This is a genomic window from Paraburkholderia sp. WS6, from assembly GCF_030464835.1.
GTDB classification, from domain to species: Bacteria; Pseudomonadota; Gammaproteobacteria; order Burkholderiales; family Burkholderiaceae; genus Paraburkholderia; species Paraburkholderia madseniana.
On sequence record NZ_JALQCK010000001.1, the window covers coordinates 475,961 to 490,620 of the forward strand.

Annotated in this window: 11 protein-coding genes; all 11 read left to right on the top strand. The window is 62.4% G+C overall.

What is annotated here, in order from left to right; translation table 11 throughout:
* Positions 1 to 23 precede the first annotated feature (23 nt).
* The 11 genes from M0D64_RS02055 to M0D64_RS02105 all read left to right on the top strand — a co-directional run bounded on the left by M0D64_RS02055 (position 24) and on the right by M0D64_RS02105 (position 14,660).
* Positions 24 to 914, top strand: coding sequence for an alpha/beta fold hydrolase (locus M0D64_RS02055; RefSeq protein WP_266256409.1), 891 nt, complete (start codon positions 24 to 26; stop codon positions 912 to 914).
* Positions 915 to 1,817 (top strand): IclR family transcriptional regulator, encoded by a 903-nt coding sequence (locus M0D64_RS02060; protein ID WP_266256410.1) that lies wholly within the window; start codon positions 915 to 917, stop codon positions 1,815 to 1,817. It abuts the gene before it with no gap.
* The gene (locus M0D64_RS02065) at positions 1,814 to 2,623 is read left to right on the top strand and encodes an SDR family oxidoreductase (RefSeq protein WP_266256411.1); all 810 of its coding nucleotides are present in this window, start codon (positions 1,814 to 1,816) and stop codon (positions 2,621 to 2,623) included. Before M0D64_RS02060 ends, M0D64_RS02065 begins: the two co-directional genes overlap by 4 nt.
* Positions 2,616 to 4,274 carry a thiamine pyrophosphate-binding protein gene (locus tag M0D64_RS02070; RefSeq protein WP_266256412.1) on the top strand — a complete coding sequence of 553 codons (1,659 nt, stop codon included), beginning with the start codon at positions 2,616 to 2,618 and terminating at the stop codon, positions 4,272 to 4,274. The genes M0D64_RS02065 and M0D64_RS02070 overlap by 8 nt, the downstream gene beginning before the upstream one ends.
* Positions 4,267 to 5,097: an aspartate dehydrogenase gene (locus M0D64_RS02075; protein ID WP_054034124.1), complete on the top strand. Its 831-nt coding sequence runs from the start codon at positions 4,267 to 4,269 to the stop codon at positions 5,095 to 5,097. Before M0D64_RS02070 ends, M0D64_RS02075 begins: the two co-directional genes overlap by 8 nt.
* 48 nt (positions 5,098 to 5,145) lie before the next feature.
* A complete protein-coding gene (locus tag M0D64_RS02080) occupies positions 5,146 to 6,636 on the top strand; it encodes an aldehyde dehydrogenase (protein ID WP_266256413.1) in 1,491 nt (496 codons plus the stop codon).
* A 26-nt stretch (positions 6,637 to 6,662) separates the two neighbouring features.
* On the top strand, positions 6,663 to 7,628 hold the full coding sequence (locus tag M0D64_RS02085) for a VOC family protein (RefSeq protein WP_266256414.1): 966 nt from the start codon (positions 6,663 to 6,665) through the stop codon (positions 7,626 to 7,628).
* Entirely contained in the window at positions 7,621 to 8,886 is a 1,266-nt protein-coding gene (locus M0D64_RS02090; protein WP_154563004.1) for an NAD(P)/FAD-dependent oxidoreductase, read from the top strand. Before M0D64_RS02085 ends, M0D64_RS02090 begins: the two co-directional genes overlap by 8 nt.
* A gap of 25 nt (positions 8,887 to 8,911) precedes the next feature.
* Positions 8,912 to 10,315: an MFS transporter gene (locus tag M0D64_RS02095; protein ID WP_266256415.1), complete on the top strand. Its 1,404-nt coding sequence runs from the start codon at positions 8,912 to 8,914 to the stop codon at positions 10,313 to 10,315.
* A 433-nt stretch (positions 10,316 to 10,748) separates the two neighbouring features.
* Positions 10,749 to 11,012: an RHS repeat domain-containing protein gene (locus M0D64_RS02100; RefSeq protein ID WP_266256416.1), complete on the top strand. Its 264-nt coding sequence runs from the start codon at positions 10,749 to 10,751 to the stop codon at positions 11,010 to 11,012.
* A gap of 42 nt (positions 11,013 to 11,054) precedes the next feature.
* Entirely contained in the window at positions 11,055 to 14,660 is a 3,606-nt protein-coding gene (locus M0D64_RS02105) for an RHS repeat-associated core domain-containing protein (protein WP_266256417.1), read from the top strand.

Genomic DNA, 14,660 nt, shown 5'->3' on the forward strand with positions numbered 1-14,660 from the left:
TAAAAACACCCACGAAGGAAATCATGTCCGCAGTCCCGTCCGCTACCGTCAATCAGAACGCTACGCTCGAAGCGCGCCTTGCACGCTTTCCGGCGCAGCAGATCTGGCTGGCATCGCAACGCGCGGTCAGCTATCGCGACGTGGATAGCGCCGAAAGTGAAGCGGTGCCTTTGGTGCTGCTTCACGGTATTGGTTCGGGTGCGGCTTCGTGGGTGCAGCAGCTTGAAGTGCTGGGTGAGATGCGCCGTGTGCTGGCGTGGGATGCGCCGGGGTATGGCGCATCGACACCCGTAGACGCCGATTCGCCCGCAGCAAGCGATTACGCCACTGTATTGAAGGAATGGCTCGACGCGCTTGGCATTGAACGCTGCGTGCTGCTGGGTCATTCGCTTGGCGCGATCATCGCCGGTGCATTTGCTGTGGCGAATCCGCAGCGCGTGGCCGGTTTGCTCTTGTTGTCGCCTGCTGGCGGTTATGGCGCTTCCGCGGCGGAAGTGCGCGAAACAAAACGCGATCAGCGTCTGGCCATGCTGAAAGAACTCGGCCCGCAAGGTCTCGCCGAAAAACGCAGCACCAATATGTTGTCCACCCACGCGAGCGACGAAGCCCGCGCATGGGTGCGCTGGAACATGTCGCGCGTGATCCCGAACGGCTATGCGCAAGCGACGCATCTGCTCGCCAACGCCGATCTCGCCAGCGACCTGTCACGCTACAAAGGCCGCATCAGCGTCGCGGTCGGCGCAGAAGACACCATTACGCCCCCCGAAGTCTGCGAGCGACTTGCTCTCGCCGCCGGCACCAAACTGCAGGTCGTGCCGTGCGCCGGGCACGCCGGCTATATCGAAGCACCCGCCGCGTACACCGCGATCATCGACACGTTCTGCCGCGCAAGCGACGGACAACGGAGCCAATGAATGACGCCCGACACGCATGACATGGTTAGCGCCGAGCGCGACGCGGACGACGACCGCAATGACGCAGACACCAGCAGCGATATCAGCTATCGCGTGCCGGGTCTGGAACGCGGTCTGAAGATTCTGACGGAGTTCTCGCCACGCGAACCGGTTCTCGGCGCACCGGAATTATCGAAGCGCCTGAAGATTCCCCGCACGACGGTGTTCCGTCTGCTGCAAACGCTCGAATCGCTCGGCTTTCTCGAGCGCGCCGATAAGGACCGCAACTATCGCCTCGGCGTCGCGGTGCTGCGGCTCGGCTTCGAATATCTGAGCTCGCTTGAATTGACCGACCTCGGTTTGCCGATCATCGAAGCGCTGCGTAACGACACCGGCCTCACCAGCCACATCGTGATTCGCGACGGACGCGATGTGGTGTTCGTGGCCAAAGCGCAAAGCCATGCGCCGATTTTCAGCTCGGTGAAGGTGAACGTCGGCACGCGCCTGCCGGCTCACGCGACGACGCACGGCCAGGTGTTGATGGGCGACATGACGCTCGACGACTTGAAGAAGCTCTATCCCGAGCCGGAGCTCGAACGTTTCACGAAACAAACGCCGGCCACCATCGACGACCTGTACGAACGCATTCGCGACGACGCACAGCGCGGTTACGCGATCAGCGAGTCGTCGTTCGAACGCGGCATTTCGGTGGTGAGCGCGCCGGTGCGCAACGACACGGGCCGCATCGTCGCGGTTATCACGACGACGATTCCGCGCCACGAGATCGATGCGTCGCTGCTCGACAGCGGCCTGATCGACAAGGTCCGCCGCGCGGCTGACGAACTCTCGCAGCGGCTCAACTTTCGGCCGACGGGCAGCCCGAACGCGGGTGCGAAATACTTTAAGGCACTGGGGCTCAAATGATTCAAATCGACTTGACCGGACAGGTAGCGGTGGTGACGGGCGGTTCGTCCGGCATCGGCCTTGCGACTGCCGAACTGTTTCTGCGAGCAGGCGCTTCGGTTGCGATCTGCGGGCGCGACAGCGAACGTCTCGCGCAAGCGGAAGCATCGCTGAAGGCGCAGTTTCCGCAAGCGCAATTGCTGGCGCAAACCTGCGACGTGCTAGACGCGGACGAGGTCGCAGCGTTCGCGCAAGCTGTGCAAGCGCGTTTCGGCCGCACCGACATGCTGGTGAACAACGCCGGCCAGGGTCGCGTGTCGACGTTCGCCGACACCACCGACGACGCCTGGCGCGAAGAACTCGACCTGAAGTACTTCAGCGTGATCCGCCCGACCCGCGCCTTCCTGCCGATGCTGCGCGACGCCGCCGGGTCTGGCAACAACGCCGCCGTGGTCTGCGTGAACTCGCTGCTCGCCCTGCAACCCGAGCCGCACATGGTGGCGACTTCGTCGGCGCGGGCCGGCGTGCTGAGCCTCATCAAATCACTCGCGGTCGAACTCGCGCCGCAACGCATTCGCGTGAATTCGATTCTGATCGGCATCGTCGAATCGGGTCAATGGCGCCGCCGTTACGCGAAAGAAGCGCAGTCGGGCCAGAGCTGGGAAGACTGGACCGTCGAACTGGCGCGCAAGAAAAACATTCCGCTAGGCCGCTTCGGCAAACCCGAAGAGGCCGCTCAAGCGCTCTTTTATCTGGCTACGACGCTGTCGTCCTATACGACGGGCAGTCACATCGATGTTTCTGGAGGCGTTGCACGACATGTCTAACAAAACCACCGTTGGCGAACTGATCGCCGCTTTTCTCGAGCAATGCGGCGTTCAAACCGCATTCGGCGTGATCTCGATCCACAACATGCCGATTCTCGACGCGATCCACAACCGCGGCAAGATTCGCTACGTCGGCGCACGTGGCGAAGCGGGCGCGGTGAACATGGCTGATGGCCTGGCGCGTGTCTCCGGCGGCCTCGGTGTTGCATTCACCAGCACGGGCACTGCCGCGGGTAACGCTGCCGGCGCGATGGTCGAAGCACTGACCGCTGGCACCGCGTTGCTGCATGTGACGGGCCAGATCGAAACCGAATACCTCGACAAGGACCTCGCCTATATCCACGAAGCGCCGGATCAATTGTCGATGCTGTCGTCGATCTCGAAGGCCGCGTTCCGCGTGCGCTCGGTCGAAACCGCATTGCCGACCATCCGCGAAGCCGTCCGTGTCGCGCAAACCGCGCCGAGCGGCCCCGTCAGCGTTGAAATTCCGATCGACATTCAAGCGGCCGAAATCGAATGGCCCGCCGATCTGGCCGCGCCGCATGTCACCACGCTCACGCATTGCAGCCAGCGTGTCGTGCAACTCGCGGATCAACTGGCGAATGCGAAGCGTCCGCTGTTGTGGCTCGGCGGCGGCACGCGCCACGCACGTGCTGCGGTTGAGCGTCTCGTTGCCTTGGGCTTCGGTGTGGTGACCAGCGTGCAGGGCCGTGGTGTGCTGCCGGAAGATCATCCGGCGACGCTCGGCGCGTTCAACGTGCACTCGGCAGTCGAAAGCTTCTACAAGACGTGTGACGCGCTGGTGGTGGTCGGTTCGCGTCTGCGTGGCAATGAAACGCTGAAGTACAAGCTGGCGTTGCCGCAACCGCTGTATCGCATCGACGCCGACGCGCTCGCCGACAACCGCGGCTATCGCAACGACATGTTCATTCACGGCGATGCATCGGCCGTTCTCGAAGAACTCGCGACGCTGCTCGAAGGCCGTCTGAAAGTCGATCCGACGTTCGCACAAGACTTGGCTGCCGCGCGTGAAAGCGCCGTCGCCGATGTGGGCAAGGGGCTCGGCCCGTACAAGCGCCTCGTCGACGCGCTGCAGCAGGCCGTGGGCCGCGACTACAACTGGGTGCGCGACGTCACGATCTCGAACAGCACGTGGGGTAATCGCATGCTGAAGATCTTCTCGCCGCGAGCGGGCGTTCATGCACTCGGCGGCGGTATCGGCCAGGGCATGCAGATGGGTATCGGCGCAGCACTCGCCGGCAATGCCGCGAAGACCGTGTGCCTGGTTGGCGACGGCGGCCTGATGGTCAACGTCGGCGAACTCGCAACGGCCGTGCAGGAAAACGCCAACGTGATGATCGTGCTGATGAACGATCAGTGCTACGGCGTGATCCGCAACATTCAGGACGTGCAATACGGCGGTCGCCGCTGCTACGTCGATCTGCACCAGCCGGATTTCGCGCAGTTCTGCGAGAGCCTGAAACTTACGCACTACCGCATCAAGTCGCTCGACCAGGCCGAGGAGATCATCCGCGAGGGTATGGCGAAGATCGGTCCCGTGTTGGTTGAAGTGGACATGCTGTCGGTCGGCTCGTTCGCCACCGCGTTCGCGGGCCCGCCGGTCAAGGAAAAGGAGCCGGAACATGCGTGAGACCGGCTACGCAGGGCATCACGCGCCCGTCGACGTCGCGATGATCGGCTTCGGCGCGATCGGCCAGGCGGTGTATCGCTCGGTCGAGTCGGATCCGACGGTGCGCGTGTCGCACGTGATCGTGCCGGAGCGCCATATGGCGTCGGTGCGTGAAGTGGTGGGCGCGTCGGTCGATGTGGTCGCCTCCGTGTCCGCGTTGAGCAGTCAGCCGCATTTCGCGCTGGAATGCGCTGGGCACAGCGCACTGGTCGATCACGTGGTGCCCTTGCTGAAAGCCGGTACGGATTGCGCGGTGGCGTCGATCGGCGCGCTGTCCGACATGATGTTGCTGGACGCGCTCTCCGCTGCGGCCGATGAAGGCGACGCAACGTTGACGCTGTTGTCGGGTGCAATCGGTGGCGTGGACGCATTGTCTGCCGCCAAGCTCGGCGGCCTCGACGAAGTGCTGTACACGGGCCGCAAACCGCCTTCGGGCTGGCTCGGCACGCCCGCGGAACAGCTCTGCAATCTGCATACGCTGAGCGAAGAGACGGTGATTTTCGAAGGCAGCGCGCGCGAAGCGGCGCGCCTGTATCCGAAGAACGCCAACGTCGCAGCGACGATCGCGCTGGCTGGCCTGGGTCTGGACCACACCATGGTCCGCCTGATCGCGGACCCGAACGTATCGCGCAACGTGCACCGTATCGTGGCGCGCGGCGCGTTCGGCGAGATGTCGCTGGAAATGTGCGGCAAGCCGCTGCCGGACAACCCCAAGACGTCCGCACTGACCGCGTATAGCGCGATTCGTGCGCTACGCAATCGCGCGGCCCGCTGCGTGATTTAAGACATTCGCTGATTAGCTGATTAGCTGAAGCAAACCGGAACGACCGACATGACTCACTTCGATACCAGCCTCGTGCCCACCGGCGATATTTTCATCGGCGGCGAATGGCGGCAAGGGCGTGGCAACCCGTACAAAAGCCTGTATCCGGCGGATCAGTCGGTCAACATGGAAATCTCGACGGCGAACGCCGACGACGCACGTGAAGCCGTGGAAGCCGCGGATATCGCATGGCGTAAGGCGGATTGGTCAGGTCTGAAGCCGCATCAGCGCGCGCTGATTCTGTATCGCATCGCCGATCTGATCATGGCGCGTCACGAAGCGCTTGCGCAACTGCAGCGTCGTGACAACGGTAAGCCGATCAACGAAACGCGCGTGCTGGTGGCGAGCGCTGCGAACACCTTCCGCTATTTCGCGGCCTGCCTCGAAACGCTCGATGAAGAAGTGACCCCCTCGCGTGGCGACTATCTGACGATGAGCATCTACGAGCCGATCGGTGTGATCGCGGCGATTACGCCGTGGAATTCGCCGATTGCTTCGGATGCGCAGAAGCTGGCTCCGGCATTGGCCGGCGGCAACGCTGTGGTGCTGAAGCCGGCTGAAGTCACGCCGTTGGTCTCCTTGGCGCTGGCTCGTATTTGCGAAGAAGCCGGTGTGCCGAAGGGTGTCCTGAGTGTGGTGCCGGGTAAAGGCTCGGTGATCGGCGACGTGCTGGTGCGCCATCCGTTAGTCAAGAAAGTGTCATTCACGGGCGGCACCGAAGTCGGCCGCGGCATCGCGCGCATCGCTGCGGACAAGCTGATGCCGGTCTCGCTCGAACTCGGCGGCAAATCGCCGACCATCGTGTTCGATGACGCCGACCTGGATCATGCAGTGAACGGTGTGTTGTACGGCATTTTCAGTTCGTCGGGCGAAGCGTGTATCGCGGGCTCGCGCCTGTTCGTGCAGCGCTCGATCTACGACGCGTTCATGCAGCGTCTCGCGGAAGGTGCACGCAAGCTACGCGTCGGCGATCCGTCGCGTACTGAAACGCAGATGGGTCCGCTGATTACCGCGGCACATCGCGAGACGGTTGAGCGTTACGTCGCATTGGGTCTGGAAGAGGGCGGCCGGCTCTTGTGTGGCGGCGAACGCCCGGTCGGCGACGGCCGCGAGCAGGGTACCTACTTCCAGCCGACGATCCTCGAAGGCCTCACGAACGACGCCCGCATCTGCCAGGAAGAAATCTTCGGCCCGGTGCTGGTCGCCATGCCGTTCGACGACGAAGCATCGCTGCTGAAAGAAGCCAACAACAGTGTGTTCGGCCTCGCCGCAGGCATCTGGACGCTCGATTACAAACGCGCCTACCGGATCGCCCGTGCGCTCGAAACCGGCACCGTGTGGATCAACACCTACAAGCTGTTCTCGATCTCGACGCCGTTTAGCGGCTGGAAAGAGAGCGGCATGGGACGCGAGAAGGGCCGACTCGGCATCCGCGAATACATGCAGCAGAAAAGCCTCTACTGGGGCTTGAACGACGCGCCGCTGGCGTGGGCGAACTAATACGCGAAATACGCAAGAGGCACGTTATGACGATTCTCGGCATTGAACAGATTATTTACGGCGTGACGGATCTCGCCACCTGTCGCCGCTTTTTCGCGGACTGGGGCTTGAAAGAAGTCGCGCACGACGAAACCCGTGCACGCTTCGAAACGCTGAACGGTTGCACGATTCTTGTGGTCGATGCGAACGACCCGTCGCTGCCGCCCGCGTTCGAAGAAGGTCCGACGCTGCGTGAAGTGACGTGGGGTGTGGCAACGAAAGCCGAACTCGACGAACTACGCGGCCGCTTTGCGGGTCAACCGGGCCACTTCGAAACGGAAGACGCTGTAGGTTGTATCGATCCGAACGGTATGGCGATTCGCGTTGAAGTGACCCGCAAGCGTGTGCTCGACATTCACGGTTCGCCGTCGAACGTGTGGGGTCAGACGTTGCGCGTCGATCAACCGTCGCCGATTTACGAACGTGCTGAACCGGTTGAAGTCGGCCACGTGGTGTTCTTTACGAACCAACTCGCGGCACAGGAGAAGTTCTACCAGGAACTGCTCGGCTTCGAAATGTCGGACCGTTATCCAGGCCGCGGCGCGTTTATGCGTTGCGCGCCGCACGGCGGCCACCACGACATTTTCCTGCTGGCCTTGCCGGGCGGTAAGCGCGGCCTGAATCACGTCGCGTTCACTGTGCGCGATATCCACGAAGTGTTCGGCGGCGGCATGCATATCAGCCGCTGCGGTTGGGATACGCAACTCGGTCCGGGACGTCATCCGGTGTCGTCGGCGTACTTCTGGTACTTCCAGAATCCGGCCGGCGGCCTGATCGAGTACTACGCCGACGAAGACCAGCTCACACCTGAATGGCAGCCGCGAGATTTCGAACCGGGCCCGACCGTATTTGCCGAATGGGCGATCGACGGTGGCATCGACGGCAATACGCGTCGCCAGAAAAACGCGAAGGCGCCGGAAGGCAAGTTCATGACGGAGCGAAAAAATGACTGACGCTGCTGCTGCAAAGGCTCAAGCTGCACACGCCGGACTCGAAGCGCCGCGCACGATCGTCGTGATCGGCGGCGGCCAGGCGGCGGGTTGGGTCGTGAAGACGTTGCGCAAGGAAGGCTTCGACGGCCGCCTTGTGATGATCGCCGATGAGATCCATCTGCCATACGAGCGTCCGCCGTTGTCGAAGGCCGTGCTCTCAGGTGACGCCGATATCGAAACCGTGCGCCTCGTGAAGCCCGAAGATTTCGAAGCGCTAAACGTCGAAACATGGCAACCGGAGTGCGCGACGTCGATCGATCGTGAACAGCGCATTGTGCGCACGCAGTCGGGCCGCGAAGTGCAATACGACCGGCTTGTGATTGCAACCGGTGGCGCGGCACGCCGTTTGCCGGACGCGCTGGTGAAGACCTCGCACGTCACCTATCTGCGTACGCTTGACGAAGCCGTCGCTTTGGGCGAACGCCTGCGTGCAAGCAAACGCGTGCTCGTCGTTGGCGGTGGCTGGATCGGCCTCGAAGTTGCCGCGACCGCGCGCAAGCTGGGCGTGGAAGCGACGGTAGTGGAAGGCGCGCGGCGTCTGTGCGCTCGCTCGTTGCCGCCGATGGTGTCGGATTTCCTGCTGCAACTGCATCGTGAAAATGGTGTGGACGTGCGTTTGAACGCATCGCTCGTGTCGGTTGCGGATCATCCAAACGACGCCAACCGCATTCGCGCAACGTTCGCTAACGGTTCCACATTGGACGCCGATTTCGCGGTCGCCGGCATCGGCCTCACGCCGCACACGGCACTCGCGGAAGCCGCGGGTATCAGGGTGGAAGACGGCATCGTCGTCGATCATTTCGGTGCGACCGACGACCCGCGCATCTTCGCGTGCGGCGACGTTGCGAATCATCCGAGTGCCTGGCTCAAACGCCGCGTGCGGCTCGAATCGTGGGCCAACGCGCAGAACCAGGCGATCTCGACGGCGAAGGCGTTGCTCGGCAATTTCGAACCGTATGCGGACATTCCGTGGTTCTGGTCCGATCAATACGACGTCAATCTGCAAATTCTCGGCGATATTCCGGGCGATGCGCAACTCGCCGTACGCGGCGATCTGCCAGGCAAACACGCCACGCTCTTTCATCTGGAAGACGGCACGATTCGCGGTGTCATCGCCATCAACACGCCGCGCGAACTGAAACTGTCGCGCAAATGGATGAACCAGGGCCGGACTATCGACCTTGCCACCCTGACCGACGCCTCAACGGCGCTTGCCTAACCACACCTACGGACGGCACCACGGCATGAGAACCATCGACAACACCATGGGGGACCGCAGCAGCGCCGGTGTCTCAGGCCCCGTGACCCGGGGCTCGATCATCGCGCGTCTCGAGCGCTTGCCGAAGAATGCGATGCAGGTGCGCGCGCGCATACTGATCGGTCTCGCGACGTTCTTCGACGGTTTCGACGTGATCGCAATCGCGGCCACGCTGCCGATCCTGATTGCGAAGTGGCATCTGACGCCTTGGGAGATCGGTTTTCTGATCGGCTCTGGATCGGTCGGGCAGTTGATCGGCGCGTTTGTGTTCCCGTGGTATGCGGAGCGCAAAGGCCGCGTGAAGGCGATTGCGTTGAGCTCGGGGATCATCGGCATTACGAGTATTGCGTGCGGCTTTGCGCCGACCTTCGCGGCATTTGTCGTGCTGCGCGTGATTCAGGGGCTCGGGCTTGGTGGCGAATTGCCGGTGGCCGCGACCTATATCAACGAGATCAGCCGTGCACATGGCCGTGGCCGTTTCGTGCTCTTGTATGAAATCGTTTTTCCGGTTGGTTTGCTTGCGTCGAACGCGTTGGGTGCGTGGATCGTGCCGCGTTTCGGTTGGCAAGCGATGTACTTCATCGGCGGCATGCCGTTGATTCTGTTCTTCGTGCTGCGCAAACTGGTGCCGGAATCGCCGCGCTGGCTGGCCGAACGCGAACGGATGGCCGATGCCGATACTGCCGTGAACACTTTCGAGCGCGCTGTGAAAGGTCCGCTTCCGCCGGTTGCCAATGCGGCCGAGTTCGACGCGATGGCCAATCGCCATCCGAAGCGCCGTATGAGCGATCTGTTCGGACCGGCGTATCTGAAGCGCACGATGGCTGTAGCGATGCTGTGGATCACCTGCGGCTTCATTCAGTACGGTCTGTCCACCTGGCTGCCGACGATCTATCGCACGGTTTATCACGCGCCGCTGCAGTTGGCGTTGAATCTGGCGGTGGCGGCTTCGGTGCTGGGCGTGGTGGGTTCGCTGACCTGTGCGCTGCTGGTCGACAAGGTGGGGCGTAAGCCGATCATCAACCTGTCGTTCTTGGCGTGTGCGTTGTCGTTGCTGCTGGCTGGTGTGTTCCACAACTCGTCGGTGTATGTGGTGGCGACGTGTTGTGCCTTCTCGCTTGGGTTCCTTGCTTGCGGTTTCATCACGGCGTATGTATACACGCCGGAGCTGTATCCGACGAGTATCCGCGCGATGGGTTGCGGTGTGGGCGGCGCGTGGCTGAAGGTGGCGGCGATCTTCGCGCCGGCGATCGTGTCGAAGACGATGATCGGCGGCAACCTGGAAGTGGCGTTTTATATTCTCGCGGCTGTGCCGTTCATTGCGGCGATCGCGGTGCACTTTCTCGGGATTGAGACCAAGGGGAAGGTGCTGGAGCAGCTCGAGGCTTGATGCGTTTTAGCGTGTGATGGGTTTGGTGGGCGGTTGATGTAGTACCGCAATGGCAGGAAGGCGAGGGGCGCACTGGGTGGTGCGCCCTTTGCCTTTTGGGGTGACGCTGTTGTCGTTGACGCTGGGATGCTGCGATAGATCCTTGAATCTCTAAGATTGTCCTAAGAGGATTCTTATAGATTCAGCGAGTCGATGAGAGGCTTGGTCATTGATCGTCTTATAGTGCTGTTGGCTGTAGGAAATCTATTAGTTAATAAAGGACGCGTCCGCTACAAATCAAATTCGGTTTTCGATACCTTTCTATTGGTTAGTAAAACTATAAATCGTGTGAAGGGTATCGATGATCAGACTATCCAGATTCTGTCGCCTGGGCTCCGGCACATGGAAAAGAAATCACCGGGCGCAAGTCGGGCGCGTATTGAGTTGCTGCACTGTGGTGTGGCTATCAACGCTCCCGGTGGCTGCTTGTGCCGATGACATCACCTACGGCTACGACGCATTGGGCCGTCTCACCTCGGTGACTTTCGCGGGCGCTACTGCGTATTACGACTACGACGCCGCAGGCAATATCACGGCGATCAGACGGCAGGGGGTTCTGGCCGCGACGGTTCCGGCGAACGGCACAGATTCGTCGCACGCGTCGGATGCCGGGGCATTGTCAGCTTTACCAGCCTCGACTCAGGTCAGCGTGCGTTAGGCCCGCGGTGCCCGGTTCCTTCTTCCTCTCTTGCAGGCCCTTATGCGATCAATTGATGCCTTTGCGGCGCGTCGCGCGCTGCTGCGTCCGTTCGTGCTGTTTTTCTTCGTGCTGATGTCGTGGTTCGTGGCGCCGAACGCGCGCGCCGACTGCGACACCCGTTATATCGCCGCGGGCGCCTACCCCGCCAGTCCGCAATGTCCGCTGAAAGCCGCAGCAGCAGACTTCGGCGGCATGGGCGGCTACGTATGCGGCGATCCGAACGTGATCGCGGCTTACTGCAGCGGACCGGCGAGCACCGACAGCACCGAACCCGTATCGGTGGAAGGCGGTATGCCCGACAACGGTGATAACTGTTCGGACGATTCCACCGCAGGCTGCGGCAACAGCACGTCGGGTGCCGAGCCCGTCAATCTGTACACGGGGCAGTTCTATTTCTTCGCCCACGATCTGGCGGTTGCCGATACGATTGCGCTCGACCTCGCGCGGGTCTACCGCAGTGGCGCTTACGACAACGCCGGGAAGCCGCTGGTTGGGGCGTTCGGCGTGGGCGGCGGACTGACGTTCGACACGATCCTCGCGGTGAGCCAGGACCGGCAGCGCTTCGAGTTGCGTCAGGCAACGGGCATTCGTGTGCCGTTCACGCCTCGCGTCGGCAGCAACGGCAACGGTTGGGACGACCTGACAAGCCCTGGCGAGTACTACCGCGCCCGCATCGACGCCGCAGGCAGCACCGGCATGACGCTCAGCCTGCGCGACGGGCGGGTGCAGCGCTTCACGTCGATTGGCGGTGTGTACCGTCTGAGTCGCATCGAAGACCGCAACGGCAATGCGCTTGTGATTTCACGCGATAGCAAAACCGGAGCAATCACCAGCGTGACCGGCACGAACGGCCGCACGCTGACGTTCACCTCGATTGTAGGTGCGCGCGGCACATCGCTCATATCGCGCGTGACTGATCAGTTGAGCCGCCAGGTGAATTATCAGTACGACAACCAGGATCGCCTCACGCAGGTGACCGACGCAGGCGGCGGCATATGGAAGTACGGCTGGGACAGCAAATCACGGCTGGTGACGGTCACGGACCCGGAAGGCAATCTCCAGGTGACCAGCACCTACGACGACAGCGACCGCGTGGTTGCCCAGAAGCTTGCGGACGGCAGCACTTTCGCGATCGCCTACACGGTGACCGGCGGCAAGGTCACGCAAACCGAAGTGACGGACCGGCGCGGCAGCATCCGCCGTCTCGAGTTCGACACGAATGGCCGCGTGGTGCGCAACACCTATCCGGCAGGGCAGCCGGCGCAGCAGGTGCAGACGTTTGCGTACGACGCGACGGGCCGGGTGACGAACCTCACGTCGACCGATCGGCAGTACACCTATACCTATGACGCGAACGGCAACCGCACGAGCGAGTCGGACCAGTATGGCACGCTGCACACACGCACCTACGACAGCTATAGCCAGGTACTGACGGACGCAGAGGCGGGCGATCCGCAGCGGGGCGTCGCCACCGTCTACACGTACGATGCGAAAGGTAACCTGCTGACCGTCACCGACCGGCTGGGCAACCGCACCACGCAGACGAACGACAGCCAGGGCCGCCCGCTTACGGTGACCGACGCGCTCAGGGGCGTGACGCGTTACACGTACACCGGCGCTGACCTGACGGGCATCACTGATCCGCTGAACCGCACCACGCAGTACACAGCGGACGCAGCGGGCCGCGTGACGGCGGTGCAGGATCCGCTGGGCAACAAAACAAAGCGCACGCTCGACGGGCTGGACCGCACCACCGACATCACCGACGCACTCGGTGGCGTGACCCGCTTCACATGGGACCGCAACGGTCGCCTGTTGAGTCAGGGCGATCCGAAGGGCGTCACGACGCGCTACGCGTACAACACGATTGGGCGTCCAGTGAGTAAAACGGACGCGCTGGGGCGCAGCGAGACCTATACGTGGACGCCGGCGGGGCAACTGCAGAGCGTGACGGATCGCAAGGGGCAGGTAACGGGGTACACGTATGACGAAGCTGGCCGACTGGAGGGGACTGCCTTCCAGCCCGCGGCGGGCGTGGTGTCCACGCGTAGATGGAGTTACATGTGGGACGACACGCTGAACCGCATCGGGGGGGTGGACGATTACGCCAGAGCCGAACCGGGCGGTGCGGAAAGGCGCACTACGTCGACGCTCCTCTACTACGACAGCGTGACAGGAAAGTTCGTGCGCACGCTTGAGTGGCCGCGGCAGTCGGGGAGCTGGTCGTACCGGTACAACGCTGCAACACGTGAACTGGACGGCATCGACATGTTCGGCGTGACGGTGACCTACAGCCGCGACGCAGAACACCGGGTGACGCAAATCCAGTCGGTGGAGAACGATGAGGCGCCGCGCCGGTTCGGCTATGGCTACGACGTGCTGGGCCGTCTTGCGCAGGCGACGCTGGCGAATGGCATTACGGCGAACTATACGTGGGATGCCGCGAGCCAGCTGACGGGCATCACATACAAAAGGTCCGACGGCAGCGTGCTGGGTGACCTGACCTACGGCTACGACCTGGCGGGCCGCCGTACGAAGATGGGCGGCAGTCTGGCGAAAGTGGACCTGCCGCAGCCGGTAAGCGACGCGCAGTACAACGGCGCGAACCAGCTCACGCGCTGGTCGGGCAGGACGTTCGCGTACGACCCGAACGGCAACCTCACGGGCGATGGGCTGAACCAGTACAGCTGGAACCTGCAGGGCCTGCTTGGCGGGGTCACGGGCCCGACCACGGCGGCGTTCAGCTACGACGCATCGGGCCGTCGCAGGAACATGACGGTCGACGGCAGGCAGACGAGGATCGTGTGGATCGGCGACGAGCTGAACCTGCTGCTGCCGGATGACGACTGGTCGAAGCGCACCCGCCTGTTCTCCCCGTATCCCGCAGGAGGACTGGACGAACTGACTTACCGGCGTATCGGTGATGACGCGAGCCAGGACCGGTATGTCCTGCGCGACGGGAACAACAATGTGATTGCGCTCACGGACGCGAATCAGCAGATCGTGACGCAGTACCGCTACGAACCCTACGGGAAGACGACGCTGGTCGGGGCGGCGGACGCGAACACCCAGCAGTACACGGGCCGGGAGAATGATGGGACGGGGCTTTATTACTATCGGAACCGGTATTACAACCCGGCCACAGCAAGATTCATCAGTGAGGATCCGATTGGCTGGGAAAGTGGGCAGACGAATGCGTATGCTTATGTAGGTGGGAACCCGGTCCAGTTCAGCGATCCGTCCGGATTGCAAGCAATGGGATTTCCGGTCCCAGCAGGTCCGATGCCAGGCGGCGGGTTTGGACCGAGGCCGCCTGGGTCTGGTTCGCAGGGACTTGATGACTGGCTGAGCAACCCCTCTGGCGGAACTTTTGCGGACAGCAACGCTGATGATCCTGTTGTTTATCCTGACAATCCAAAAGGATCACCGGAGAAGTTCGGCAATATCACGGGTAGTCGCGGAAAGCAATGTCTCGACGGCTCTGTCTGGGAGAAGGACACGTCCAGTCATGGCGGCGATCAGTGGAAACGCTGGCCGAATCGGAAATCGTGGGAAAAGAAGCAAACTCCCCAAAGCGTCTGGCCCGACGGGCGCATACGAAAATGA